This window comes from Arthrobacter sp. efr-133-TYG-120, from assembly GCF_030209785.1.
GTDB lineage: Bacteria > Actinomycetota > Actinomycetes > Actinomycetales > Micrococcaceae > Arthrobacter.
This window is the reverse complement of the sequence record NZ_JARVRI010000026.1, coordinates 43,339-66,165: the sequence shown is the minus strand read 5'-3', so window position 1 is coordinate 66,165 and position 22,827 is coordinate 43,339. Positions and strand designations below refer to the sequence as shown.

Genomic DNA, 22,827 nt, shown 5'->3' with positions numbered 1-22,827 from the left:
TTCGATCTGCTCATTGCCCTGAAAATGGCCGGGGTGAGACGCCACCACGGAATCGTTCCCCTGCTGGACAATGACGAGGAACTGGCGGTTGTTCAGGGCTGCAGTTGTGGGACGACTTCGGCGAGGGATGCCGCGATCACCTTGACGCTCGCGACCAGCCTAGAACCGAGTCGCCTCTGCACGTGCGCTGTTGACCATGAGCGCCGAAGTCTGTTCCCTGCGTGCATTCTTGTACTCGGTGTATCGACACCCTGCCCGGGGGTGTGATCGACTCGACGTCTCGTCAATCGCGTCACCGCCCTCCAAAGAAGGAGTCTTCTGTGTCAGAAGCAAACACCAATCTCGCCCGCGATAAACTCGGCGTCGGTTCAATCGTTTTTCTCGTTCTCGCGGCAGTAGCTCCGGTGACAGTGCTGATCGTGGTGCTCCCGCTCGCAATCGGGCTCGGCAACGGAGGTGGCATTCCCGTTGCCATTCTCCTCGTGGCGGGCGCGCTGCTGCTCTTCGCGGTCGGCTACGCACAGATCACCAAGGAGCTGACCAACGCCAGCGGGTTCTACGCGATCGCGGTGAAAGGCCTTGGCAAGACCGCGGGTCTCATTACGGGCCTCATCGCCACGATCGGCTACAACGCCTTCGTGGCCGGCGCGCTCGGCACTATCGGTTTCTTCGCGGGCTCGGTGGCGTTTCCCGCACTCTTCGGTGTGAAACTGGACTGGTTCCTCACCGCCGTGGTGCTGATGGTCGTCGTCTTCCTGCTCGCCCGCTCAGGCATCCACGTGAGCGCCATCGCCCTCGGCGTCGCTCTCGTTCTCGAGATCACCCTCGTGCTCACCTTCGGCCTCTCGGTGCTCTTCACGACGGGCTTCGATCTGAGCATCTTCCGGCCCGAAATCATCATGGGCGGTTCGCTCTGGATCGGGCTGCTGCTCGCGGCCACCGCCTTCATCGGCTTTGAAGCCACCGCGCTCTTCGGCGAGGAGGCGAAGGACCCCCGCAAGACCATCCCCCGCGCCACCTACGCCGCGGTCATCATCATCGGCCTGATGCACGCGTTCGCCGCCTGGGCGATCGTCAGCGCCCTTGGTGTCACCAAGGCACAAGACGCAGCACTCCAGCACCTCGAGGGCGGCGACCTCACTCTGATGGTTATCGCCGATCACCTCGGGCCGATCGGCGTGACCGTCGCTTTGATCCTGGTCGTGGTCAGTCTCTTCGCCGCACAGCTGGCCTTCCATAACTCGGCCGCTCGATACCTCTTCGCACTGGGTCGTGCCCGCGTCCTGCCACAGTGGCTTGCGAAGACCAACTCCCAGGGATCGCCGGAGCGCGCGCTCCTGGCGAACGCGCTGTTCGCTATCGTGATTGTGGCGATCTTTCGATTCGTCTTCCCGGATGTGCCGCCCATCTTTACAATTGTGCCCGTGGGTATCGGCTTCGCGACCCTCGCCATCATCATTGTGCAGGCGATCGCAGCCATCTCGGTGGTGGCGTACTTCCGCAAGAAGGGCGACCGACGCTGGTGGAGCACCTTCATCGCCCCGGGTATCGGCTTCCTCGCACTCGCGCTGTTCAGTATCATGGCGCTGGTCAACTTCCCGACGGTCGCAGGATCTGAGGAGCCGTATGTGCTGGTAATGCCCTGGATCCTCGTTGCTGCCGTCATCGGTGGCATCGCCTACGGCGCCTACTTGAAGGCCAAGAAGCCCGAGGTCTATGCAGGGCTCTCCGCTGACCTCGAGGACTTCGACCAGGAACTCCGGGAAGTCACAGAGGATGCGAGATGACGACCAATGTGATACAGAACGCAGACGAACGCGTTTCGCTCGGCCTACCCCGACGCGTAGCCATCACCGGTGGAGCCTCCGGCATCGGCCTCGCCTGCGCTCGGCTGTTCCACGAGTCGGGTGCGGGGGTCGGCCTCATTGGGCGCTCTCGACAACGTCTTGAGGCGGCTGCCGCAACGTTCGCGACCGACAATGGCGCAGCACAGGTTGTCGTCGCCGAGGCCGATGTGGCGGACGAGCAGGCGGTTGCGGGCGCGATGGATGACATCGCCCACCGGCTCGGCGGACTCGACGCACTGGTAATTTCCGCCGGCATCGACGGAGAGATGGGCGCAGCGGTGCTTGAGGTCACGGCGGCCGGCTTCCGCGAGGTGCTCGAAGTGAACGTCCTCGGCGCTTTCCTCGCGGCGAAGGCCGCTCTCCCTTACCTCAGGAAGTCGGACGCCGCGACGATAACCCTGATTGGCTCGGACTCCGGCTTCGTCGCGGTTCCCGGGATGCTCGCCTACAACGCCTCTAAAGGCGCGATCGTCCAGCTCACCCGAGCTCTCGCGGTCGAGCTCTATGACACCGACCGGATCCGTGTGAACAGCATCGCACCATCGGTCGTCGATACGCCCATGGCCCGCCGCGGCCTCGGTGATGAGGTCATGGACAACCCTCTTTTCCCGATGCAGTCGGCCGAGGACATCGCTTGGTCAGTGGCGTACGTTGCCAGCCGTCGCGCTCGCGCCGTTAATGGGCAGAGCCTCCTCTCCGACTTCGGTTACACCGGCCGGTCGTCCTTCCCTGCCTAGTTCCTGTACTTCCTGATGGGGACACACCGATACAAAACGCATGGTCGGGCTCGACGGAGCCCGACCATGCTCGTTCCACGACAGCGCCCAGCGAAGCGCAAAGCATCTCGCGGCGGAACTGACCCACTGAGACCCGATCCGGCCTGCCGGGTGTGGCAGTGCGCTTGCAGACAATACTGTGCACGTTTCGGCAAGCCCAAGGCAATATCTTGAAATCCAACTAGGCAGTACTCAATGAGGAGGAAACATGAAAACCTACGAAAGCCTGCTCGCGGCAGTTACTGCGAAGGACGGCACGAGCAACGAGGTGATCGACCCGGCAACCGGTGAGTTGATCGGGCTGGCACCGGTTCAGGGCGTCGACGAGCTCTCGACGCTCATCGACAAGGCCGAAGCAGCTCAGCCCGCCTGGGCTGCGCTCACCGATGAAGAGCGTCGACAGCACATGCACCGTGCGGCCGACGCAATTGAAGCCTCAGCGGAGGCTCTCGCTGAGCTTCTGTCGCGCGAGCAGGGCAAGCCCCTCAACGGTCCCAATGCACGTTTCGAGGTCGGTGGCTGCGTTGGTTGGCTTCGGACTGCGGCTGACACGCCTCTCCCTGTGGAAACACTGGTCGATGACGGAGAGACTTACGCTGAGATGCATTACCGGCCCATCGGGGTTGTCGGCGCAATTACCCCATGGAACTGGCCGATGATGATCGCTATCTGGCAGATTGCCCCGTCGATTCGCATGGGAAACACCGTTGTAATCAAACCAGCCGAAACTACCAGCCTCTCGGGCCTCGCCCTGTCGGCCGTGATGAACCAGACGCTGCCTGATGGGGTGCTCAATACGATTTCCGGTCCGGGCAACCCCGTCGGCGATGCGCTGGTCCGCAACCCGAAAATCGGCAAAGTCATGTTCACCGGCTCTACCCCGACTGGCAAGAAGATTATCGAGGCAAGTGCCCTCAACGTCACCCGCCTGACGCTCGAACTTGGCGGGAATGACGCCGGCATCGTGCTACCGGATGTCGACCCGAAGGCAATCGCCGAAGGTCTCTTCTGGGGTGCGTTCATCAACACTGGCCAGACCTGTGCCGCTCTCAAGCGCCTCTACGTTCACGACACCATCTACGAAGAAGTCGTCGACGCGCTTGCAGACTTCGCGAAGAACGTTCCCATGGGCCGCGGTCTCGAGGATCAGAATGCCCTCGGCCCGCTCCAGAACAAGAAACAGTTCGAGATTGTGGATCGCCTCGTCGAGTCGGCGAAGGCTTCCGGCGCACGTGTGGTGATGGGCGGCAACCCCAAGCGCGACGCAAAGGGATACTTCTACCCGACCACGCTCGTAGCTGACATCGATCCGCAGAATGACCTGGTGGTTGAGGAGCAGTTCGGTCCGGCTTTGCCCATTATTCGTTACACGGACCTCGACGAGGCGATCTCACACGCGAATTCTCTTGAGGTTGGGCTCGGAGCCTCAATCTGGAGCGCCGATATCAAGCGCGCGCGCGAGGTGGCTGCCCGAATCCAAGCCGGCACCGTCTGGATCAACGCACACGGCATGGTTGACCCACGAGTGCCCTTCGGCGGCGCAAAGCAGTCCGGTTACGGCATGGAGTTCGGTGTCGAGGGCCTGAAGGCAGTATCTCAGCCGCAGGTCGTTAACGGCTAAGCACACCGAGTACGAACCAGTCCAAACGCTCTTCCCGCGCTCCCCGACAGGGGTGCTGGAAGAGCGTTTTGGGCCTCTCCCGACATGCGCAGCGGCGTCCTGCCCTTCCGCTGCAGCTAGCGTGCCGCGAGTCCTTCAACCAGGCGGGTGAACCCCTTTTCCGCGTCGGACACCTCACACGCTCCACTCGCAACTGCTGCAGCCGCCTCACGTAATGCGCCCACCAACAAAATGGCCACTGAGCCCGGAGGCACATCCGCGGCAACTGTGCCCTCCTCCTGTGCTGCAACGAGGGTCCCCCGCATTAAGACGGCACTTGCGGAGGATCCAATTCCACGCTCGTCGCCCTCCGGGATGAGCGCAGGCCCCGAAACATTGAAAAAGTATCCGATGCGTTCAACTCGGGCGAGTTCATACATCACGCGAGCGTGCGCAAGCAGCCGGGTCTGCCAGGAATCAGCCTCAGCCACTCCGACGCGGGTTCGTGCCGCGACTTGATGGCCCAGCTCGGCGTACGCTGCCCGTAAGAGCTCCTCGCGGCCCCCGGGGTAATGGGCATATATAGTTCCCCGCGAAAGACCTGCTGCATCTGCTACGCGATCGATAGTGACACCGTCGATACCGTGCTCGCCGATGAGGGCCAGTACGGCATCGACAAGTTCTTCACGAGTGCGCTCATACCGCCGCTCCCGCAGGGTGGGTATTGCTTTGGTCTCGGACATCATCTTTCAAGACTATCGATTTGCAGATGCAATTATCCCGCCCGGAATCAGTGCCATAGGGCTCTTCCGATTTTAGATGGGGCGGTGGGGACGCGGGGCGGGATGGCCGGCCCGAGGAGGTCGGGCCCGTCAATGTTTTACCATGCCTTCTGAATCTATTTTCTAGACTCAGAGTATAGAAAATGGACTTGATTTTGATATGCTCGCCTCATCCACTTGGAAGGATCCATATGATCAACGTTGATCTCGCCGCTGCCGCGCAGCTCGCTGCCCTGGCCCTACCGCACTACGGTCTCGATCCCGCTACCACGCTCACCCTCCTGAAGTACCGGGAAAACTTTGTCTTCTCGGCGCACTCGGACGGCGTCGACTACGTGGTTCGCGTGCACCGTCAGGGATACCACTCCGATGTTGAGCTGGCGAGCGAAGTTGAATTCGTCCATGCGCTACACGCACAGGGTGTCGCGGTACCGCAATTCATCCGCACCCACGATGAGCGCACCTTCTGTGTCGTCGGGGAAACCAGCCCGTACGGAGCGCACCAGGTTGACCTCCAACTACTGCTTGCAAACCACGGCAGCTTTGGCGCAGAGGCGACAGCGTTTGACGGAACAGCGCAACTGCCCCCCTCGGACTTCGCCGAGCTCGGCACCTTGCTGGCGCGCGTTCACGACGCTACTGAGCGCTCCGGCTACACTATGAGCGTCCCGGGCCAGGACTGGGATCTAGCTGGTCTCACCGGGCCGAGTTGGGCGTGGGGGGATCCGCTGCGACTCCCCGAACTCGCAGGTCAAGACCTCGAAACCGTCGAGGCAGCAATTGCCCAAATGCGCAAAACCTTGGCTGCGTACGGCGCACACCCGATGCGATACGGGCCCATACACGCCGATCTCACTCCCGAGAACGTACTTCGTACCCACAACGGCCTCGTGCTGATCGACTTTGATGACTTCGCACAAGGCTGGCACCTGTTCGATCTCGCCACCGCCCTCAACTTCTTCCTCCCCCACCCGCGCTACGAGGAGTATCGCGTCGCATTGTTCGGCGCCTACGAGGCGGTTCGCCCGTTTGAGGAGTGCGACCACGCCGCGTATCCCGCCATCACGCTTGCCCGAGCCCTGACCTACCTCGGCTGGGCTGCGGACCGCCGGGGAGATGACACCGCCGAATTCGTGGCTTCAGACTTCATCGCCTGCGTCGTGGATCTCGCCCACGCGCTGCTCGCCGCCCAACCCGACACCCACCCAGCCCCACAGAGGCTCGAACGGACTCGCAAATGACCATTACCGAAAAACTCATCGCTCGCCGCAATCGAACCCTCGGTTCACACTCGCCCCTCTTCTACAACGAGCCGCTACAGTTCGTGTCCGCCAAAGGCGTGTGGTTCACGGATGTACACGGTGACCGGTACCTCGATGGATACAACAATGTCCCGCACGTGGGCCACTGCAATGAGCGCGTGCTGAGGGCCCTTGCGGATCAAGCGTCAACACTTAACGTGCATACGCGCTACCTGAATGACCGAGTAATCGATTACGCGGAACAGCTGCTTGCAACGTTCGATGACCACCTGAACCGCGTATTCTTTACGAACTCCGGCTCCGAGGCGAATGAACTAGCACTGAGAATTGCGCGCCAGCACACCCGTTCCAAGGGCGTAATCGTCTCCGACTTCAGCTACCACGGAAACACCAGTTCGCTCGCAGAACTCACCACGGCGCTTGACACTCAAGAGTCACTGGCCGATCACGCCCGGGCATTCCACGTCCCAGACATGGATCTGGAAACTCGCGACGAAGCGGCAGTGCTTGCCACTGCTCTCACCGAGTTTGATGCGCTGATCACTTCTCTTGTGGATTCCGGACATGGAGTCTCTGCTTGCCTATTCGATTCCCTGTTCTCGAGCGAGGGCATGCCCCGTCTGCCTGAGGGCCTCATCTCCGGCGTGATCGATCGTATCCACGCCGCCGGAGGCCTGGTCATCGCGGACGAAGTACAGAGCGGCTTTGGTCGTACCGGAACGCACATGTGGGGCTACCAGCGCGTTGGCATGGTCGCGGACCTGGTCACACTCGGAAAGCCCATGGGCAACGGCCATCCGATGGCGGCGGTCGTCACGAGCGAAGCGCTTCTCGAGGAGTTCGGGTCCGCGAACATGTTTTTCAACACCTTCGCCGGCAACCCGGTATCCGCGGCAGTCGGAGAAGCCGTGTTGCGGGAGATGGCAGATCGCGACCTCATGGAGCAAGCCCGAGTGATCGGAGCATCCGCTTCCACCGCGTTTAACGAATTTGCTGCACGGTACGACTTCATCCGCTCGGCCAAGGGTGTCGGAACCTTCCTGGGTCTCGATTTCGGGGTGGACGGTGCGCCTGCCCCGGCTCTCGCCAAGAGAGTCGTCGAATCGATGAAGGCACGGAAAGTGCTCATCTCCAGGGTCGGCCCCCACGACAACGTCCTGAAGGTCCGCCCGCCACTCACATTCAGCTCCAAGGAACTCCCGATTCTGCTCGACGCACTGCAAGCATCACTCGACGAAATTTAGGGCGGGTCCGGATGTCGGTTCAGAGAACCCGGCATCAAGTTGGTCAAGAAGGGGGTCGGCCAAGATCAGAATAACGTCACACCAACCGTGACGGCAGTCTAAACAATGGCGTAAGGACAGTGCGAGGTGGATATGTTGCGGGGCAAAATTCACGAGGTGACAGCAAGAATGCATGCGGACGATCACGCGTCGTACCGCAACGCGATCGCAAAGTCGTTTGTGCCTCTGCGGATTACTCCCGCGCACGAGTTTCCGTTTTTTGCAGATATTCGTACAGCTGGCGCCGGCGATGTTGTTTTCACCGAAATCTCTTCCACCGCACAAACTGTCGAGCGAACTCCAAGCATGATTGCGCGCGGCGGAAGCTCCTACTATAAGGTCAGCCTTCTCCTGTCGGGCACGAGCACCCTCGTCCAGGATGGCCGCGAACTCGTGATGCGGGAAGGGGCGTTGTCGGTCTACGACACCTCACGACCATATTCTGTCCTGTTCGACGGGGAGTTCCGCAACCTCATCATGATGTTCCCGAAGGAGTCGCTCAGCTCCGTCCCACAGTTGGACCAACTCTCCGCCGCCCCCCTCAGCGCCATGCACCCGCTCGCACCGATTCTTTCAGCGTTCATCTCAAGTTTTCCTCAGCAGTTCAGCAGTCTGGCTGGTGCAGCACGGATGAAACTCGCCGACACAAGCCTCGACCTAGCGAAAGACCTCTTTAGCGGGATACTTGGCTTTCAATCCGAGCAAGTGGACACACGTCAGGCCCTACTCAGTAAAATTTGGAAATACATTGAGGTGAACCTTGCATCACGCGAACTCACCCCAAACAGCATCGCAGCAGCTCACTACATCTCGACTCGCTATTTGCATACACTATTCAATGAGACCGGCACCACAGTTGCCGCGCTCATCAAAGAGCTCCGACTTGAGCGCTGCTATGCAGATCTCGTTGACCCCTTGCGCGCGGCACACGGCGTTGCGGCCATCGGCGCGCGTTGGGGCTTCTTGGATGCTGCCCACTTCAGCCGCACCTTTCGGGCCGCGCACGGCCTATCCCCCACGGAGTTTCGCCACTCTCACAGAAGGCTTGATCGCAGTGACGCCCCAAATGGACGATTCTGAGGGACACTGAATGGGTGATTTTTACCCAACGTCGCATCACTTAAGCAAATTGTGGGCTGTTTGTTGAGCCGATCGAAATGCACCTAGGCAAGTTCCCAGTTCCGCGATTCACGAGGCCGCGCGGTGATTTTCGCGGCGACTTCGGCGTGGCCAGATTTCGACGTGGGCACCGCCCTGCGGGATGCGTCTGTTCCTGTCACCTGACCGCGCAGCACCAGCGGCGTGCCCGCCTCATCGCCTAATCATCCACACCCGCTATTTGAACGACAGGGTGGTGGATTATGCGGCCGATCCGCATCCCCGATATGGACCGCACCACCATGAGCGAGTCTGACTTGTTGGGCTTGTCTCTCGCAGAAGTGGATGCTGCGATCGATTCTCTTGCCAAATCCGGGCATGGTCTAGCGGGGTTCCTCTTCGACTCACTGTTTTCCACTGAGGGACTAAACACGTTGCCTGCCGGGTACATCCTGGGCGTCACCGAGCGTGTACATGCAGCAGGCGGACTTGTCGTTGCAGATGAAGTGCAGTCGGGTTTCGGACGAACCGGCACGCATTTGTGGGGGCACCAGAACATTGGCGCTGTCGCTGACTTCGTCCCGCTCGGCAAGCCCATGGGCAATGGGCATCCCATCGGAGGTGTAGTCACTAGTAGTCGCATGCTGGATCACTTTGGGCCGCACAGCAACTACTTCAACACCTTCGCGGGAACCCCCGTTTCTGCCGCGGTGGGAAGCACAGTCCTGGCCATCCTCGCGGACGAGCAGCTCCCCGAAAAGGCCGCTGTCCTTGGCCTGGCGATCAAGGACGCCCTGGAAGCCTCCGCGCGCAGTATCCCTTCCTTGGGCCCGTTAAGGGAAGCGGCCTCTTTTTCGGCTTCGAGGTCTTCAGCGATGAAACGCAACAGAAGCCCTCCGCAGAACGGACCAAACGGCTGGTGGAAGCAATGAGATACAACCGGGTACTGATCAGTCGGATCGACAGAGACGACAGCGTTCTGAAGATTCGACCGCCGCTGGCCTTCAGAAGTGAGCGCGCGGATCAACTGCTTGACGCATTGAAAATTTGTCTCCAGCAAGCCTGAGTCGAGGCAGACGGGGGCTGGTGAGTACTCGTCCACCTCATAGGGCTAGCGCCCTGGCCAAGTAGCCCATCATGGAACGTTCGGCTGGTGTCGGGGAATGGCCTTCCCGCACTGTCCCTGGCCCGCCGGCTATTCGGCACCTAAGGATTGCAAGGCGGACCGACAGCCCACGCCTGCTTCCGTTGTGGAGTCAGCGAGGGCCGAAACTTCTACTTCCGGCACATGTAGAGCCGCGGGAACGGGCCAGCTCCCCATGCCGTGATTGGCTGCCGGCAGGCTTGATCATGTGGTCAGGTCCCAAGGTGGGGGCCTACTGTTTGCAAAGTTCCCGCGGGTCGGGAGCCGGTTTCAGAAACGGGGATCGCGCCGGCGTCGAGGCAAACAGGTAAAAAAGGATGGCTGTTCAACAGGGGCAAACGGGATTACAAGCCATTGGCCCCCGTAGAACTCCACGTACGAGTCCGAAGGGCAACCGGCGTAGGCCTCTTCTCGTGTCATGCCGATCAATTCCTTTCAAACCGCGTAGTGGTGTTGATCACATGATCAAGTCTAGTCCCGACTTGGCCAAGTGGTCAAGAACTTCACGACGCTCGACTCCGGCCCGGAGGTGCCCGTAAACAAGCCAATGGCTGTGTTGTCGTAGGTGCCGTGGCGCCTCCCGCCAGACACCTATTGATCAACTGATTCAGAGTTTATGGCGTAAGGCGCGGCCCGGCTCGCCTGCGGGTTGGACGTTCAATCGGATACTGCTCCCTCATCAGCTGAGCCATCTGGATGCCCACCCGATCCGATGCTTCCCGGTCGTTTGAATGCGAAGGTGGGCGAGTTGCCAGGCGCTAAGCCGCAGATTGTCCTATTGGCGTTAGATTGAGAGCTTCCCACCGTCGAATTGGCCAAGCGTCCAAGTAGACTGGGATACACCAAGAATATTCCGGGATTCCGCGCTTCTGAGAAGAGCGGCAGCGAGGAGGCAGCATGCCCCAGGATCATCAGCCTGTCAGTTACCGCCGGCGGCAATTCGTGGACGCCGCCATTACAGTGATCAGTCGGGAAGGCGTGGCTAAGGCCACAACCCGCCGAATCGCAGAAGTTGCCCAGCTTTCCACGGCGAGCCTCCACTACTGCTTCGCGACCAAGGAGGATCTCTTTCACGCAGTCTATGAAGCCATCACTGCCGCTGGCTTTGCCGAAGTCGGTGTAGTGGTACAGCAAGAGGTAGGGCTACATCAGGGCGTTGCGGACATAACGCGGTCATTCGCGAAATGGGCTCGGAGCAGTCGCGACATGCAGCTCGCCACCTTCGAACTCACGACGTGGTCTTTACGGAGTTCAGACTCCCAACATTTGGCCAGGCGGGTTTACCGCCGCTATTTGGACGGTTGTACCCAGCTACTTCGTGAAGTTAGGACCGGAGAGGAACTCGATGTTGATATCGAGACACTCGCTCGAATGCTTATTGGCGTCATGGACGGTCTGACGCTGCAGTGGCTTTCGTTCGACAGTTCGGTGGAGGACATGTTGACGGAACCATACGTGAAGATGTTGCAGAGCGCGCTCCCCACCATGAAATATGAACGCGGAATGGCTCGCTTGGTGTAGTTACGACCGCCTCTCGAAGCTTCTGCTTGCGGTCCGCTCTTTCCCCGTATGGTTTGGCTGTCCATAGCGGGTTACCGTTCTCGTTTCCGGCGGCATGTTTGGCTCGTTCACCTACACCCTCACAGAAGTGTCAGGATTCGACGCCTCCACCGCGCCCTTGCTCCTGATGGCATTCGGGGTAGGTCTCTTCGTCGCCAACACCTTCGGCGGCAAGGCAGCAGGCCGAAATCGCGACCGAACTCTCCTCAGGGTCTTGCTCTTCTCCTGATCGTCAGAGTGGTCTTTGCCATGACGGCCAGTAACCAGATTCTGGCGGTTCGGCGCCCTGGACCAGCTGGGCTGCCTGTTCCGGGGTAAGGGACTTTTTCTGGCCTTTGTAGGCGCCGCGCTGTTGGGCGGGTCGGATGCCTTCCCGTTCGGTCCGAGCCAGTGCGGCGAGTCGGTCAACAGTCTTGCCGCGCCGCCAGAAGCGGTCCCCATGTTGGATAATCTCGGCCGCAAGATGCGGTTTCATTCCTCAAGAGCTGTAGGAGCGGGGCCTGCGGTTCGGCCCTGGCTCATTCAGGGCTGCCTGGACGGCCTCGATGATCTCGGGCGAATCCGGCGCCACAGCGGAGGCAAACGTGCCGCGACGGCGCCGTCGCGGGCTACCAGAAACTTCTCAAAGTTCCATTGCACCGGCTCCGGGAGTCCGGTAGGCCGGAATTTGGTCAGCTCAGCATAGAGCGGGTGCTGGTTCCTGCCATGGACCTCGGCCTTGGTGGTCAGCGGAAACGTTACACCGAAGTTGCGTTCGCAGATTTCGGCGATCTCGGTGTCGGCGGCCGGTTCCTGCCCGGCAAACTGGTTGCAGGGCACTCCAAGGACAGTGAAGCCCTGCTCTCGGAAGTTGTTGTGCAGCACCTCAAGCCCGGCGTAGTGCGGGGTAAAACGACACTGGGAGGCGATGTTCACCACCAGCACCACCTCGCCCTTGAAGCGGCCGAAATCATGCCCGCTCCGTCTATGAGGGTCAGGGGAATGGAGTGAAGAGCGGTCATAATGCTTCCTCACAAATTGTTCGTCTGAAGTGGGGTGCAGGGCTGTGTCCAATACGTCCAACGAGGCGTTGAGCAGCTCCGGCAACCCGGCCCGGGTTCGGAATGAGCGGGGATGTGAACAGGTAGGGCTTCATTCACACAGGAGCCGTGGTGATCCGGAAACCACCCTATACTTGCCACCACTGAGTAACTTCAAGGCCGGATTAAGAGCCATCATTGCTGTGAACCCTGAGCCTTTGCTCGTCGGCTCCACTGACCTTTAAGGCAACTGGATACAATAGTCGCTAGGGGCGCGCCCGCCGATCTTTTCCGTAAGTCGGGCGGCGCAATCAAGGGTGCGCGACACGATTTCTCGGAATCGTTCCTTGGTGGCACCATGTCCGAATCCACTCACGACTACCTCGAAGGCCACACATTGATCTTGTCCAAAGACAGGTACCTGGATGAGGGTTGCATGGGCTGCAGGTTCGGGATGGCGGCAATACTCCGCGTAGGCGGACACCAGGGAATCCCACACGGGCGAAAGCGTACCCCAATCGCCTTTAGCTGAAGAAAAAGCTGCGCTGAATTGCTCGCTTCTCGTATGGCCAAAGGAAATTGCATAGCCGTTTTTTCGCACAAGCGTCAGGATTTCCTCGATCAGCGCCGCATCTACCCGCCCTCTCATGTGACGGGAGCCTTCGATCCAAGTGCGGCGTAGTGCTGGGGTGGACCAGGCCGCGAAGCCGGGATCGATTGGAGCGGCGAAGGGGAAGTAAGTGCCGACGTACGGTGATCGACTATCAGATGCAGTCAGCACGACCACCGTGTCCTGAACTACCGTTGAGATGGAACACTCCAGTTCTAGGCTTAGAGATAACTCCTCGACCTCATCACCGAGGCTGGTCGCGAGACGCAGCTGACCGCCCAGGTTCTTGAGGTTGAAATCATGCCGGGGGATCGTGAATGAACCGTACCCACCGTTGAGAAAGACCAATGGCAGTCCACCTGTTCGAGGACCCAGCCCGAAGTCCGTTACCTCGCCAAGAACCATTACGTGATCACCGGCAGGGTGGATGTCGTGGACGGTGGCGTCAAACCATGCAATAGCGTCCTTGAGCCTGGGGATGCCGCCCTCGTCGAATTCCCACTCCTGGCCCGCGAAACGTTCGTCGATTGCCGCGCTGAAAAATGCACGACACAAGTCTTCGTGGCCGGCCCCAAGGACTGACGCGCGGAAGCGGCCAGCACGCTCGATTTTGGCGTAGGTACTTGAGGTCTTCTGGGGCAGGAAGCCGACCAGAGGGGGATCTTCGGAGACCGACGTAAACGTTCCGACAATCATCCCAACTGGTTGTCCGACGTCATCGACCGTTGTGATGATCGTGACGCCGGTAGGGTACTTCCCGAGAACCTGACGCCACTGTGACTTCCGTTCCGGGTGATTCCTTGGAGGAGTATCTATCCGGTCTTTCTGACTGCGCATTCTGACTTTCCTTCTTTTGTTCAGGCTTAGTAGAGCTCGATGACAAGCTTGTCTGAAAGTGCGCGGGAGACGCAGAGCGCAATGTCCTTCCCTGCCGCTTTATCGGCTTCTGAAAGACGGTGGTCGCGGTGGTCGGGAATTCCTTCCAGCAGGCCGGATACGCACGATCCGCAGACGCCTTCTTCGTACGATTTGAAAACTTCGATCCCGTTTTCCTCAAGAACAGACAGAATCGAACGATCGGCCGGTATCTCAAAGGACTGGCCCGTATCGAGCTGGAGATCGAAAGGCCGGTTGCTCGAAGTAGGGAGAACACGCATCCGGGCATCGTCCTAAACCATGTTGAGATGGTTGTCAAGGCGTAGGTCTCTGATTCCACCGAGATGTTGATCGTCTCGTTCGCACTGATTGGCGCAGCACGCGGAAAAATGCAGAAGAGAGCCCGACGTTGGGAAGAGATTGAGATTCGAACCGGTGCCGTGCATTGCGTGTACTTGTTTTCGCATCTTCCCATCGTCAACGCCGGCCGCTTTCAGTTCGACGCCGAGGCCGTCAAAGCGCGGTTGGAGCACGATGGGGACGTGGTATCCATCACTCCTGTTCTCTAGCTGGACCTTCCAGTTACCGCTGTATTTGAACGATGGGTTCCGAAACCTTGATCGCGTCGCCGCCGCCCTGCTGTAGAAAGCGGTCTATCCACCCCCTGACGTCGCCGAGGAACTCCTCGAGCGCTCTGCATCGGCATTGAATGTCGCGAAGATGATCCCGCGATAGCTCTCGGTTCGGAGCTTCTGCAGGCTCATCTCCGCCTTCTTGATCACACCCTCGTATCCCACGGGGTACGGGGTGCCACGCAGCTTTCCGTCAAGACCGTACGACCAGGCATGGTAGGGACAGGTGAATCCATTGGACTTTCCTGTGCGCTGCTCGCAGAGGCTGGCGCCACGGTGGCGGCACCGATTGACCAAAGTGTTAAACGTCCCCTTGCGGTCCCGGGTGACGATGACCGGGTTCCGACCGACGTAAGTCGATTTGAAGCTGCCGGGACTGGGAAGCTCGCTCTCATTGGCGACCCAGATCCAGGTCTTCTCGAAGATGTTCTTCATCTCAAGTTCGAAGATCTACGGGTCGGCATAGACCCGTGCGGCCACACGGTCGTCTTGGACAGGGTCTGCTGGATTTACGTCGTGAATGGTCTCTGAGGTGAATTCAATGGTCATGGTGTTAGTGCTCCAGTGTTGATAGGTGTTGGCAACAGGGTTCTGATGTCACAGGAATCCCGGAGTAGTCGACTGCAAACCCAGTAGTATGGCGCCTGCGTCGTCGTACATGTGCTGGCTTAGTGAGGCGTGCAACTGCGGGACTTGAGCATCCATCCGTATCGGGTGCAGGGGATGAGAGTTGTTGATGATTGCAGCGCCCGATACTTTCGCTATGTCGTGCACAACCTGGCTCGCGGTATCCGACACGTTGACGGCGCTAAGCCGGATGCGTGCCTTCTGATCGTCGGTCACTTCGTGACCTTTGCTCACCGTTTCCCAGACTTCCTCCGCGACGTCAAGGAGGTATGAACGTGCCGACTGGAGGGCGACGAATGTCTTAGCGAACTCGACCCGGTAGTAGGCGCGTTCCCCCACCGGCGGTGCCCCTGTGATTCCCCGGTATGAGCCCGCAGACTGCGCGTAATCCAGAGCACCTTGGGCGACTCCGAGACCAATGGCCGCATGGCATTGAGCCTGATATCCGATTAACGGGTAACGGAAGAGCGGCTCGTCAATGAATGACTTGCCTCCGCGGATGAAGGTCCATTCCAGGGGAATCTCAAGGTCTTCGACGACGGTGTCAAACGAGCCGGAAGCGCGCATACCGCTGACGTCCCAGTCTTGAACGATTTTGACCCGTTCGGCGGGAAGAACTGCTGCTCGAGGTTTGCCCCCCGCGGAATCGTCAAGTAGACCTACGCTGATGTAGTCCGCTGCCATGGAACCGCTGGCAAATTTCCAGCGACCACTGGCCCGGAAGCCTCCAGGAGTGCGTTCAGCCTTCTGCATTGGGAACAGGCCGCCAGTGAAAACAACGTCAGGGCCGTTCTTGTAGATTTCGGCCTGCGTTTCGAGCGGAAGGGCCCCGCAATAGGTGTTGCTCGACGCGAATGCCACGACCCAGGCAGTAGAGCCGTCAATTCGGCCTATGCGTTCGATGCTCCTCAGGAAGTCCGCAGGAGGCATAGCCACCCCGCCGAACTGTATTGGAGTCGCGGCGCGATAGAGCCCCAGCGGAAAAAACTTCTCGATGAAATCGCGCGGTACATAGCCAAGAACATGGAACTCCTGACGACGCACAGCGAGCTCTGCAAGAACCGCAACCCACATCTCCTCTTTCGGCGATGTATGCGTGCTGCCCATAGTGGTCCTCCTCGTTCGCAATCTGATAACCAATGGTTAGGCATCAGGGCCAAGCAAGCCCAGAGGTTGGACCGCTGAACGAACCCCTGGCTCGTGCACTAAACCGATTTGAGATGCCATGGAGCTATGGCTGATCCGCGACCTCACATGACGCTCACTTGTTACAACGACACCGACAACCCGGATTCTTCTGCAATCCATTAGGCGCATTCGACTGTAAATCCGGGGAGTGGGGGTTGCCCTGTTCATCTTTGTTCAGGAAGCGTTCACGGTCTTGGGAGCGAATGTCCCGCCCGGTGCGAATGAGGAGCCGGCCGCCCTCTGGCAGGGGTCCGTGCTCCGACTCCCATTCGCGGATGTGGTGGTGATCCAGCAGGAAGTCGGGGTCGGAGGCGGCCTCTGCGGTGACGTCCAGGACAAGGGCTGGGCCTACTAGCCGGGCTGGTTCGATCTGGGCGACGTCCTTGCCGTCGCGCCTCTTGGCCCAATGTACCGGGGCGTCCAGATGGGTGCCGATGTGCTCTCCTGTATGGATGTTGTGGTGCTTCCAGTAGGGTCCTGGCTCGTTTGTAAGCGGAGACCTCCTCGAGCGAAAAATCAAATGAGATTAGCAAGGGCTCCGCCAACTCCAGGCTGGGTGTGACGGCGGAGAGCGGGGCCGTGAGGTCCACTACGCCGGTTCGTTTGGTGCCCAGATCAGCGAGCAGGCGGGCCAAGCCGGCCTGACGGGTGTCATTCACAGCGTTTAGTTCCATGAGAGCTCCTAAAGTGTTCACCCCACCGGAGGCCAGAGGATTGCGTGGCTGCCCGCGGCGTGTGCACCAGGGCCAATGGCTGCGACGCTAGCACCGCGCTGTCTGGTCCGGAACACCTACTGTCGCGTATCCGGCTGCCTTACCGGAACCTGCATAGACCCTGGCGATTTAGGCATTCGACGGTCCCGGCCCCGGGAGGGACACTGAGATGAATAGACGTAACGCCCGTCACACTTATGGAACTCGCTTACAGGGCGCACGCCGGATCAGCAGAGATAAGGCCATGACCCGAAGTCACGCCGGCCCGTCAAATGCCACAGTTCAGCACTAAGGAGCAACAATGCCACATCCCCAAGCCCCATCGCCGGGACAACGTCCCGGGGTCCGCAAGTACGTTGTTGCCTCGCTCGTCGGCAATGCGCTCGAGTGGTACGACTTCTTCCTGTACGCCACAGCATCGGCCGTTGTCTTTGGCCATTTATTCTTCCCCGCCGGCACAGACCCGCTCGTGGGCACCATGGGGGCCTTTGCCGGATTCGCTGTCGGATTCGCCGCCCGCCCCCTGGGTGGAATAATCTTCGGTCACATCGGAGACAAGCTGGGGCGCAAGCAGTCGCTGGTCATGACACTGACAATCATGGGGATCAGCACAATGCTGATGGGCTTGCTGCCGACTTACGCCCAAGTGGGGGTGTTGGCGCCGGCGTTGCTCATTCTTCTTCGAATCCTTCAAGGCATCGCCGCCGGTGGCGAATGGGGGGCGGCGTTCTGATTATCAGCGAGAACAGCGGCAACTCACGCCGGGGCATGCTCGCAGCTTTCAGCCAGGGCGGCATCTCGCTCGGCTTCGTGCTGTCTTCCCTGGCCTTCTTCCTGGCCCAGCTGATGCCCGCACCTGAGTTCCTGGCCTGGGGTTGGCGTTTGCCGTTCCTCGTGAGCATCGTGCTGCTGGGTGTGGGCGCTTACATCCGCCTCAAGCTTCCCGAATCCAAGGAGTTCACCGATGTCCGCGAGAGCAGTCCCCAGCGCCGTGTCCCCGCGCTGGATGCGATACGGGCCCATCCCCGCGAAATCCTTATTGCCATGGGCCTGCGCGTCGCTGAAAACGGCGGCTCGTACATCTTCCTTTCCTTCTCGATTGTCTATGGCGTCCACGTAGGAGTAGACAAGGGGCTGTTGCTCCTGGCAGTGGCGGTGTCGATGTTGGTCTCGTTCGGCGCTTACATCTTCTTCGGATACCTCTCTGACCGTATCGGCCGGCGCCCCGTGTACGCCTTTGGTGCCGTCGGCATGGGTGTGATGGCCTTCCCGTTCTTTGCAATGATCGATGCCAACACGCCTGCGGTGGTGATCCTTGCCTTCCTCATCGCCAACGGTGTTTGCCACGGTGCCATGATCGGAACCCAACCGGCGTTCTTCCATGAACTGTTTTCCGCCGAGGTCCGGTACTCCAGCATGGCAATTGCCCATGAAGTCGCAGCCGTGTTCGCCGGCGGGGTAGCCCCCTTGATCGCCACAGCCCTGTTGCTGAACTTCAACTCCTCCGCGCCGGTGTCGCTGTACCTCATTGGCATGGTGCTGGTGACCCTGATAGCGGTGGCTGCCGCGGGCCGGAAGAAGCACGATGATCAGCGTCAGGAAACCGTCCAGCCGGCCGAGACCGTTTCCTAGGCGTCCGTTTCTCGTCCCGCCCTTGCTCACAGCTACCCCAGAAAGGACCGAAATGACGGTCTCCATCATCGGAACAGGTCAATCGGCTTACACCCGCCACCCCCAACCAGGGACGGAAACATCCCAGGTTATCGCCCGTGCCGTCCGCAACGCATTGCGCGAAGCAGGTCTCACCCCGGGTGACGTCGACGGGTTCGCCGTCTCCAGCTTCACGCTCAACCCCGACCACGCCATCGATTTAGCCTGGCGGATGGGCCTTCGCCTGACCTGGTTGATGCAGGATACGAACGGCGGGGCAAGCGCCGGCGGCATGCTCCAGCACGCAGTGCGGGCGATCGAAGCCGGTGATGCCAAAGTCATCGTTCTCGCAGCGGGCGACCTGATGGACGGGCCGGCATTCTCACAGCTGGTAGCCAGCTACAACCGTGCGACCCAGGACCACCTCGCGCCACTGCCGATGAAGGGACCAAACGCCCTGTTCGCGATGCTTACTACGCGGCAGATGGAGACGCTTGGGCTCACCCGTCAAGATTACGGCCACATCGCCATCGCCCAGCGCGAGTGGGCATTGGACAACCCAGGGGCTGTCTACCGGAAAGCCCTCACCATGGACGAATACCTCAGCGCACCGGCCGTCGCCACGCCATTGGGCCGCTACGACTGCGTGCCTCCCGTAACCGGCGCTGACGCGGTTGTCCTCATGGCTGACCCCGGCAACGGAACACCCCGGGCAAAGGTGCTCACGGTGCGCGCGTCCTACAACACCGACCAACAGGCCGGTGACGGGCTGGCTACCGGCCTGCGAACCTGCGCATCCGCAGGATGGGAGGAAGCCGGAATAGGCCCAGGGGACGTGGGCCTCGCGTGCGTATATGACGACTACCCGGCCATGGTTGTAGCCCAGCTGGCCGACCTGGGCGTGCTCCCGGCCCAGGAAAACCCCGCAAATTTCATCAAGCGCCGCATTGCCACCCGCGAACTGCCGGTGAACACCTCCGGCGGCCAACTCTCAGCGGGACAGGCGGGGGCCGCCGGCGGCATGCACGGGCTGGTTGAGGCAGCCCGCCAGCTCATGGGCGCTGCAGGGGAACGGCAAATTTCAGCCCGCCATGCTGTGGTCAGCGGATACGGCATGGTCCTGTACCGCTATGGCGCCTGCGCCACCATGTCCGTGCTGGAGGCCGCGAAATGAGCGCCATGGTGCAGGAATGCCGCAGTTGCCGGAGCCTCCTTTTCCCGGCCCGCCTGTTTTGCCCGGTCTGCGGAGAGGACAGTTTCTCAACAGTTGCAGCAGAACTCGGAACTGTTGAGCAGACCACGACACTCTCTGACGGCACCGTCCTGGCAACCCTGGGCCTCAACGGCGGACTCCGGGTCATCGCCCGCCTGACAGGTTCTGAAGCTAAACCGGGACAGAGCGTGCCCCTTACCAATGACCCCAAAGCCGGGTCCGGCGTCAACGCGTACATACCTATCCACTCGAACCTGAATGAGAATCAGCCATGAAACCGACACTTGCCCAACGGCGGCAGCGTCCGCTGACCATCCCGCAGATGCTGATTGAGCGCGCCAGCAAAGCACCCTCAGCACCGCTGTTCCGCTGCGGTGAGCTCAGCCGCGACAGCCAAGCAATGGTGGAGGCCGCAGCCGGAGCGGGAGGCATGCTGCGCAGCGCCGGGATCGAGCGCGGACAGACGGTTGCATTGATGTCCTCCAACCGGCCTGAGCTGCTCGACTTAATCCTTGGTTGCGCCTGGATCGGTGCCGTAGCTGTTCCCGTGAACACGGCTAGCCGCGGGGAACAGTTGCGGCACGTGCTGGAGAACTCCCAGGCCGCACTGGTGGTGGCAGAAGCCGAGCAGTTGCCGCATCTGGCTGCAGTGGCTCCGGACGGCCTTCGCAAGGTGTGGGTCATCGACGGCCCCGCCCGGGATCTTCAAGCATCTTTCGAGGTACTCCCGATGCCGGAGCCTGGTGCTGCTGTAGAACCAGTGGATGCCGGTCCGGCCGAGACCGCCGCCATCCTGTACACATCAGGAACCACAGGCGTTTCCAAAGGTGTGCTGTGCCCGCAAGGCCAGTTTTACTGGTGGGCGGTGAACATGTCCGACCAGCTGGGGCTTGGCCCCGAGGACGTGCTGTACACGTGCTTACCCCTGTTTCATACAAACGCCCTCAATGCCTTTATGCAGGCCGTCGAATGCGGCGGCGAGTACGTTCTGGGCCCGCGGTTCTCCGCATCCCGCTTCTGGTCGGATGCCTCCTCTGCCGGTGCCACGGTGACATATCTTCTCGGCGCAATGGTGGGGATCCTCGCCGGCAAGGATCCCGGACCTGGCGAACGCAACCACAAAATCCGCCTGGCCCTCTCACCTGCGACGCCCGCCAGACTCGTAGAGCCTTTCCGCGATCGGTTTGGAGTGCTGCTGCTCGACGGCTACGGGTCCACGGAAACGAATTCCGTGATCGGGTCAACCCCTGACCAGTGGCGCCCCGGTTACATCGGAAAGGTGCGGCCCGGATTCTCCATCCGCGTCGTGGACGCCGATGGCGTGCCCGTTCCCAGTGACGTGCCCGGTGAGCTGCTTATCCGCAGCGACCAGCCACATGCCATGGCCACCGGCTACCATGCCATGCCCGAAGCAACCACAAAGGCATGGCAGGACCTGTGGTTCCATAGCGGAGACCGGGTCGTCCTCGACGAGGACGGCTGGGTGCGCTTCGTCGACCGGATCAAGGATGTTATCCGCCGCCGTGGCGAGAACATTTCTTCTGTCGAAGTGGAGCAGGTGCTGCGGCAGCATCCGGCCGTCCAAGACGCTGCCGTGTACGCCGTGGATTCGGAGCTGGGCGAGGACGAAGTCATGGCCGCACTTATTCTTCGAGAGCCTGTTGATTTTAGCGAACTCTGCGAATTCTGTGTTCCACGCCTGGCGTCGTTTGCCATCCCGCGCTTCCTCCGGGTGGTCGACCAACTGCCTCAGACCGAGAACGGCAAGGTACGCAAGCAGGTGCTCAAGGCGGCCGGACGAGGGGCTTCCCAGTGGGACAGGGAAGTCGCGATTCCACGCCAGGCCGCTGCGGCCGCTGCGCGCTGATTGCCTGGAGGGCGAGCCCGTAGGATGAAGAAATGGATCTGCGGGCGCTGCTGAACACCCACCTGAAGCTGCGTCATCTTGTGATCGTGCTTGCCATTGCAGAACATGGGAGCCTGGTCAGGGCTGCGGACGAACTGTATTTGACGCAGCCGGCCTTGAGCCGGGCCTTACGGGAAGCCGAGCAAGCGGTCGGAGCGCCGCTGTTCGAGCGAACGGGACGGCGCATGGTACCCACGCCGGCAGGGCAGGCGTGCCTTGAGCATGCCAAGGCGATTGTGGGTCATGTGAGTACTTTGCGCCGCCGGGTGGACGAGCTCGCAGACCCGGAAGCAGGCGTGGTGCGGGTAGGCGCGCACGTTACCGGCGCCAACCTGCTGCTGCCGCGGGCGGTGGCTCGATTCATGGCGGACAGGCCCCGTGTGGAAGTCCTGCTCCGGGAGGCGCCGCCCGAAGCCCTGATACAGGAGCTGGGCAACGGCGATCTCGACCTGCTGGTGGGCCGGGTTACTGATCATCCCAGTACGTCCCGGCTGCGGCTTTTCCCGTTATACAGGGAGGAATTCCGCGTTGTTGCCGCCCCCGGCCACCCTGTCCATGCCCTAGCGGAGGCCTCACTGAAGGATCTCGTCGGACACCCCTGGGTAGTTCCACTGGCGAATACACCGCTGCGTGACGAACTCGAGGAGAACTTCCGCAGTGCCGGCCTTACGCCGCCGGTTCAGCGGGTGGAATCCGGAACTCCTGCCACCTTGCGTACGCTCGTGGCCGAGGCAGGGTTCCTTGCCTTGATGCCGGAGTCCATGGCAGTTGTGGAGCCGGGCCTGCAGATGCTCGAGCTGCACCTCGCCGGACTCGCCCAGCAGGTTGGCATCCTGCTCCATGCGGACAGGCCACTGGCCCCCAATGCCGCACTGTTTGCCGAGAAACTTCGCGAAGTGGGCGAGGAGATCCGGCGCGACCTCCTCAACACCACTCAGGCTGCCACCTCGCTCTAACAACCGCCATCTAAAGGCATCCGTCAGCACAACGCTTGTTTCAAATGATTGACGCTCGTAAATTTTCCACGATACGTATCGTATA

General features: G+C 60.7%; 22 protein-coding genes and 2 pseudogenes. 16 read left to right on the top strand and 8 right to left on the bottom strand.

The window, feature by feature from the left end; translation table 11 throughout:
- The first annotated feature begins 320 nt into the window (after window positions 1-320).
- From QRN51_RS14800 to QRN51_RS14790, 3 genes are all read left to right on the top strand, one after another.
- A complete protein-coding gene (locus QRN51_RS14800) occupies window positions 321-1,787 on the top strand; it encodes an APC family permease (protein WP_284990611.1) in 1,467 nt (488 codons plus the stop codon).
- Entirely contained in the window at window positions 1,784-2,584 is an 801-nt protein-coding gene (locus tag QRN51_RS14795; protein ID WP_284990610.1) for an SDR family NAD(P)-dependent oxidoreductase, read from the top strand. The genes QRN51_RS14800 and QRN51_RS14795 overlap by 4 nt, the downstream gene beginning before the upstream one ends.
- A 247-nt stretch (window positions 2,585-2,831) precedes the next feature.
- A complete protein-coding gene (locus QRN51_RS14790) occupies window positions 2,832-4,244 on the top strand; it encodes an aldehyde dehydrogenase family protein (protein WP_284990609.1) in 1,413 nt (470 codons plus the stop codon).
- 116 nt (window positions 4,245-4,360) lie between these two features.
- On the opposite strand, the gene QRN51_RS14785 is transcribed toward QRN51_RS14790, so the two are convergent.
- Window positions 4,361-4,969 (bottom strand): TetR/AcrR family transcriptional regulator, encoded by a 609-nt coding sequence (locus QRN51_RS14785; protein WP_284990608.1) that lies wholly within the window; start codon window positions 4,967-4,969, stop codon window positions 4,361-4,363.
- Window positions 4,970-5,196: 227 nt separating this feature from the next.
- Between QRN51_RS14785 and QRN51_RS14780 the strand changes: the two genes are divergently transcribed.
- The 6 genes and pseudogenes from QRN51_RS14780 to QRN51_RS14755 all read left to right on the top strand — a co-directional run.
- A complete protein-coding gene (locus QRN51_RS14780; RefSeq protein ID WP_284990607.1) occupies window positions 5,197-6,246 on the top strand; it encodes a phosphotransferase enzyme family protein in 1,050 nt (349 codons plus the stop codon).
- Window positions 6,243-7,511, top strand: coding sequence for an aminotransferase class III-fold pyridoxal phosphate-dependent enzyme (locus tag QRN51_RS14775; protein ID WP_284990606.1), 1,269 nt, complete (start codon window positions 6,243-6,245; stop codon window positions 7,509-7,511). Before QRN51_RS14780 ends, QRN51_RS14775 begins: the two co-directional genes overlap by 4 nt.
- Window positions 7,512-7,643: 132 nt before the next feature.
- A complete protein-coding gene (locus tag QRN51_RS14770) occupies window positions 7,644-8,630 on the top strand; it encodes an AraC-like ligand-binding domain-containing protein (protein WP_284990750.1) in 987 nt (328 codons plus the stop codon).
- A 320-nt stretch (window positions 8,631-8,950) separates the two neighbouring features.
- Entirely contained in the window at window positions 8,951-9,580 is a 630-nt protein-coding gene (locus tag QRN51_RS14765; protein WP_284990605.1) for an aminotransferase class III-fold pyridoxal phosphate-dependent enzyme, read from the top strand.
- A 1,109-nt stretch (window positions 9,581-10,689) separates the two neighbouring features.
- Entirely contained in the window at window positions 10,690-11,313 is a 624-nt protein-coding gene (locus tag QRN51_RS14760; protein ID WP_284990604.1) for a TetR/AcrR family transcriptional regulator, read from the top strand.
- Between the two features lie 51 nt (window positions 11,314-11,364).
- Window positions 11,365-11,631 (top strand): annotated as a pseudogene (locus tag QRN51_RS14755) (MFS transporter); the annotation flags it as partial.
- A 1-nt stretch (window position 11,632) separates the two neighbouring features.
- Here QRN51_RS14755 and QRN51_RS14750 read toward each other — a convergent pair.
- The 4 genes and pseudogenes from QRN51_RS14750 to QRN51_RS14735 form a co-directional block, all read right to left on the bottom strand.
- Window positions 11,633-11,731: pseudogene (locus QRN51_RS14750) on the bottom strand (recombinase family protein); the annotation flags it as partial.
- A 143-nt stretch (window positions 11,732-11,874) separates the two neighbouring features.
- The gene (locus tag QRN51_RS14745) at window positions 11,875-12,270 is read right to left on the bottom strand and encodes a glutathione peroxidase (protein WP_350224988.1); all 396 of its coding nucleotides are present in this window, start codon (window positions 12,268-12,270) and stop codon (window positions 11,875-11,877) included.
- A 342-nt stretch (window positions 12,271-12,612) separates the two neighbouring features.
- Window positions 12,613-13,818: a flavin reductase family protein gene (locus tag QRN51_RS14740; protein WP_284990603.1), complete on the bottom strand. Its 1,206-nt coding sequence runs from the start codon at window positions 13,816-13,818 to the stop codon at window positions 12,613-12,615.
- Window positions 13,819-13,844: 26 nt separating this feature from the next.
- Entirely contained in the window at window positions 13,845-14,138 is a 294-nt protein-coding gene (locus QRN51_RS14735) for a 2Fe-2S iron-sulfur cluster-binding protein (protein ID WP_284990602.1), read from the bottom strand.
- 63 nt (window positions 14,139-14,201) lie between these two features.
- On the opposite strand from QRN51_RS14735, the gene QRN51_RS14730 reads away from it, so the two are divergent.
- The gene (locus QRN51_RS14730) at window positions 14,202-14,426 is read left to right on the top strand and encodes a hypothetical protein (RefSeq protein WP_284990601.1); all 225 of its coding nucleotides are present in this window, start codon (window positions 14,202-14,204) and stop codon (window positions 14,424-14,426) included.
- 84 nt (window positions 14,427-14,510) lie between these two features.
- Here the strand turns inward: QRN51_RS14730 and QRN51_RS14725 are convergent, their stop codons facing one another.
- The 3 genes from QRN51_RS14725 to QRN51_RS14715 form a co-directional block, all read right to left on the bottom strand.
- Window positions 14,511-14,924 (bottom strand): aromatic ring-hydroxylating oxygenase subunit alpha, encoded by a 414-nt coding sequence (locus QRN51_RS14725; protein ID WP_284990600.1) that lies wholly within the window; start codon window positions 14,922-14,924, stop codon window positions 14,511-14,513.
- 162 nt (window positions 14,925-15,086) lie between these two features.
- Complete coding sequence (locus QRN51_RS14720; protein WP_284990599.1) at window positions 15,087-16,223, bottom strand: acyl-CoA dehydrogenase family protein; 1,137 nt, start codon at window positions 16,221-16,223, stop codon at window positions 15,087-15,089.
- 154 nt (window positions 16,224-16,377) lie between these two features.
- On the bottom strand, window positions 16,378-16,824 hold the full coding sequence (locus tag QRN51_RS14715) for a cyclase family protein (RefSeq protein WP_284990598.1): 447 nt from the start codon (window positions 16,822-16,824) through the stop codon (window positions 16,378-16,380).
- A 494-nt stretch (window positions 16,825-17,318) separates the two neighbouring features.
- Here QRN51_RS14715 and QRN51_RS14710 point away from each other — a divergent pair, with 494 nt between their 5' ends.
- Genes QRN51_RS14710 through QRN51_RS14685 form a run of 6 tightly spaced genes read left to right on the top strand, consistent with a single transcriptional unit; the run spans window position 17,319 to window position 22,742 of the window.
- Window positions 17,319-17,750 (top strand): MFS transporter, encoded by a 432-nt coding sequence (locus QRN51_RS14710; protein ID WP_284990597.1) that lies wholly within the window; start codon window positions 17,319-17,321, stop codon window positions 17,748-17,750.
- 35 nt (window positions 17,751-17,785) lie between these two features.
- Complete coding sequence (locus QRN51_RS14705) at window positions 17,786-18,649, top strand: MFS transporter (protein WP_284990596.1); 864 nt, start codon at window positions 17,786-17,788, stop codon at window positions 18,647-18,649.
- Between the two features lie 52 nt (window positions 18,650-18,701).
- Window positions 18,702-19,841 (top strand): thiolase family protein, encoded by a 1,140-nt coding sequence (locus QRN51_RS14700; protein WP_284990595.1) that lies wholly within the window; start codon window positions 18,702-18,704, stop codon window positions 19,839-19,841.
- The gene (locus tag QRN51_RS14695; RefSeq protein WP_284990593.1) at window positions 19,838-20,155 is read left to right on the top strand and encodes a zinc ribbon domain-containing protein; all 318 of its coding nucleotides are present in this window, start codon (window positions 19,838-19,840) and stop codon (window positions 20,153-20,155) included. Before QRN51_RS14700 ends, QRN51_RS14695 begins: the two co-directional genes overlap by 4 nt.
- Complete coding sequence (locus QRN51_RS14690; protein ID WP_284990592.1) at window positions 20,152-21,747, top strand: ATP-dependent acyl-CoA ligase; 1,596 nt, start codon at window positions 20,152-20,154, stop codon at window positions 21,745-21,747. Before QRN51_RS14695 ends, QRN51_RS14690 begins: the two co-directional genes overlap by 4 nt.
- 32 nt (window positions 21,748-21,779) lie before the next feature.
- On the top strand, window positions 21,780-22,742 hold the full coding sequence (locus tag QRN51_RS14685) for a LysR substrate-binding domain-containing protein (RefSeq protein ID WP_284990591.1): 963 nt from the start codon (window positions 21,780-21,782) through the stop codon (window positions 22,740-22,742).
- Window positions 22,743-22,827: the final 85 nt, after the last annotated feature.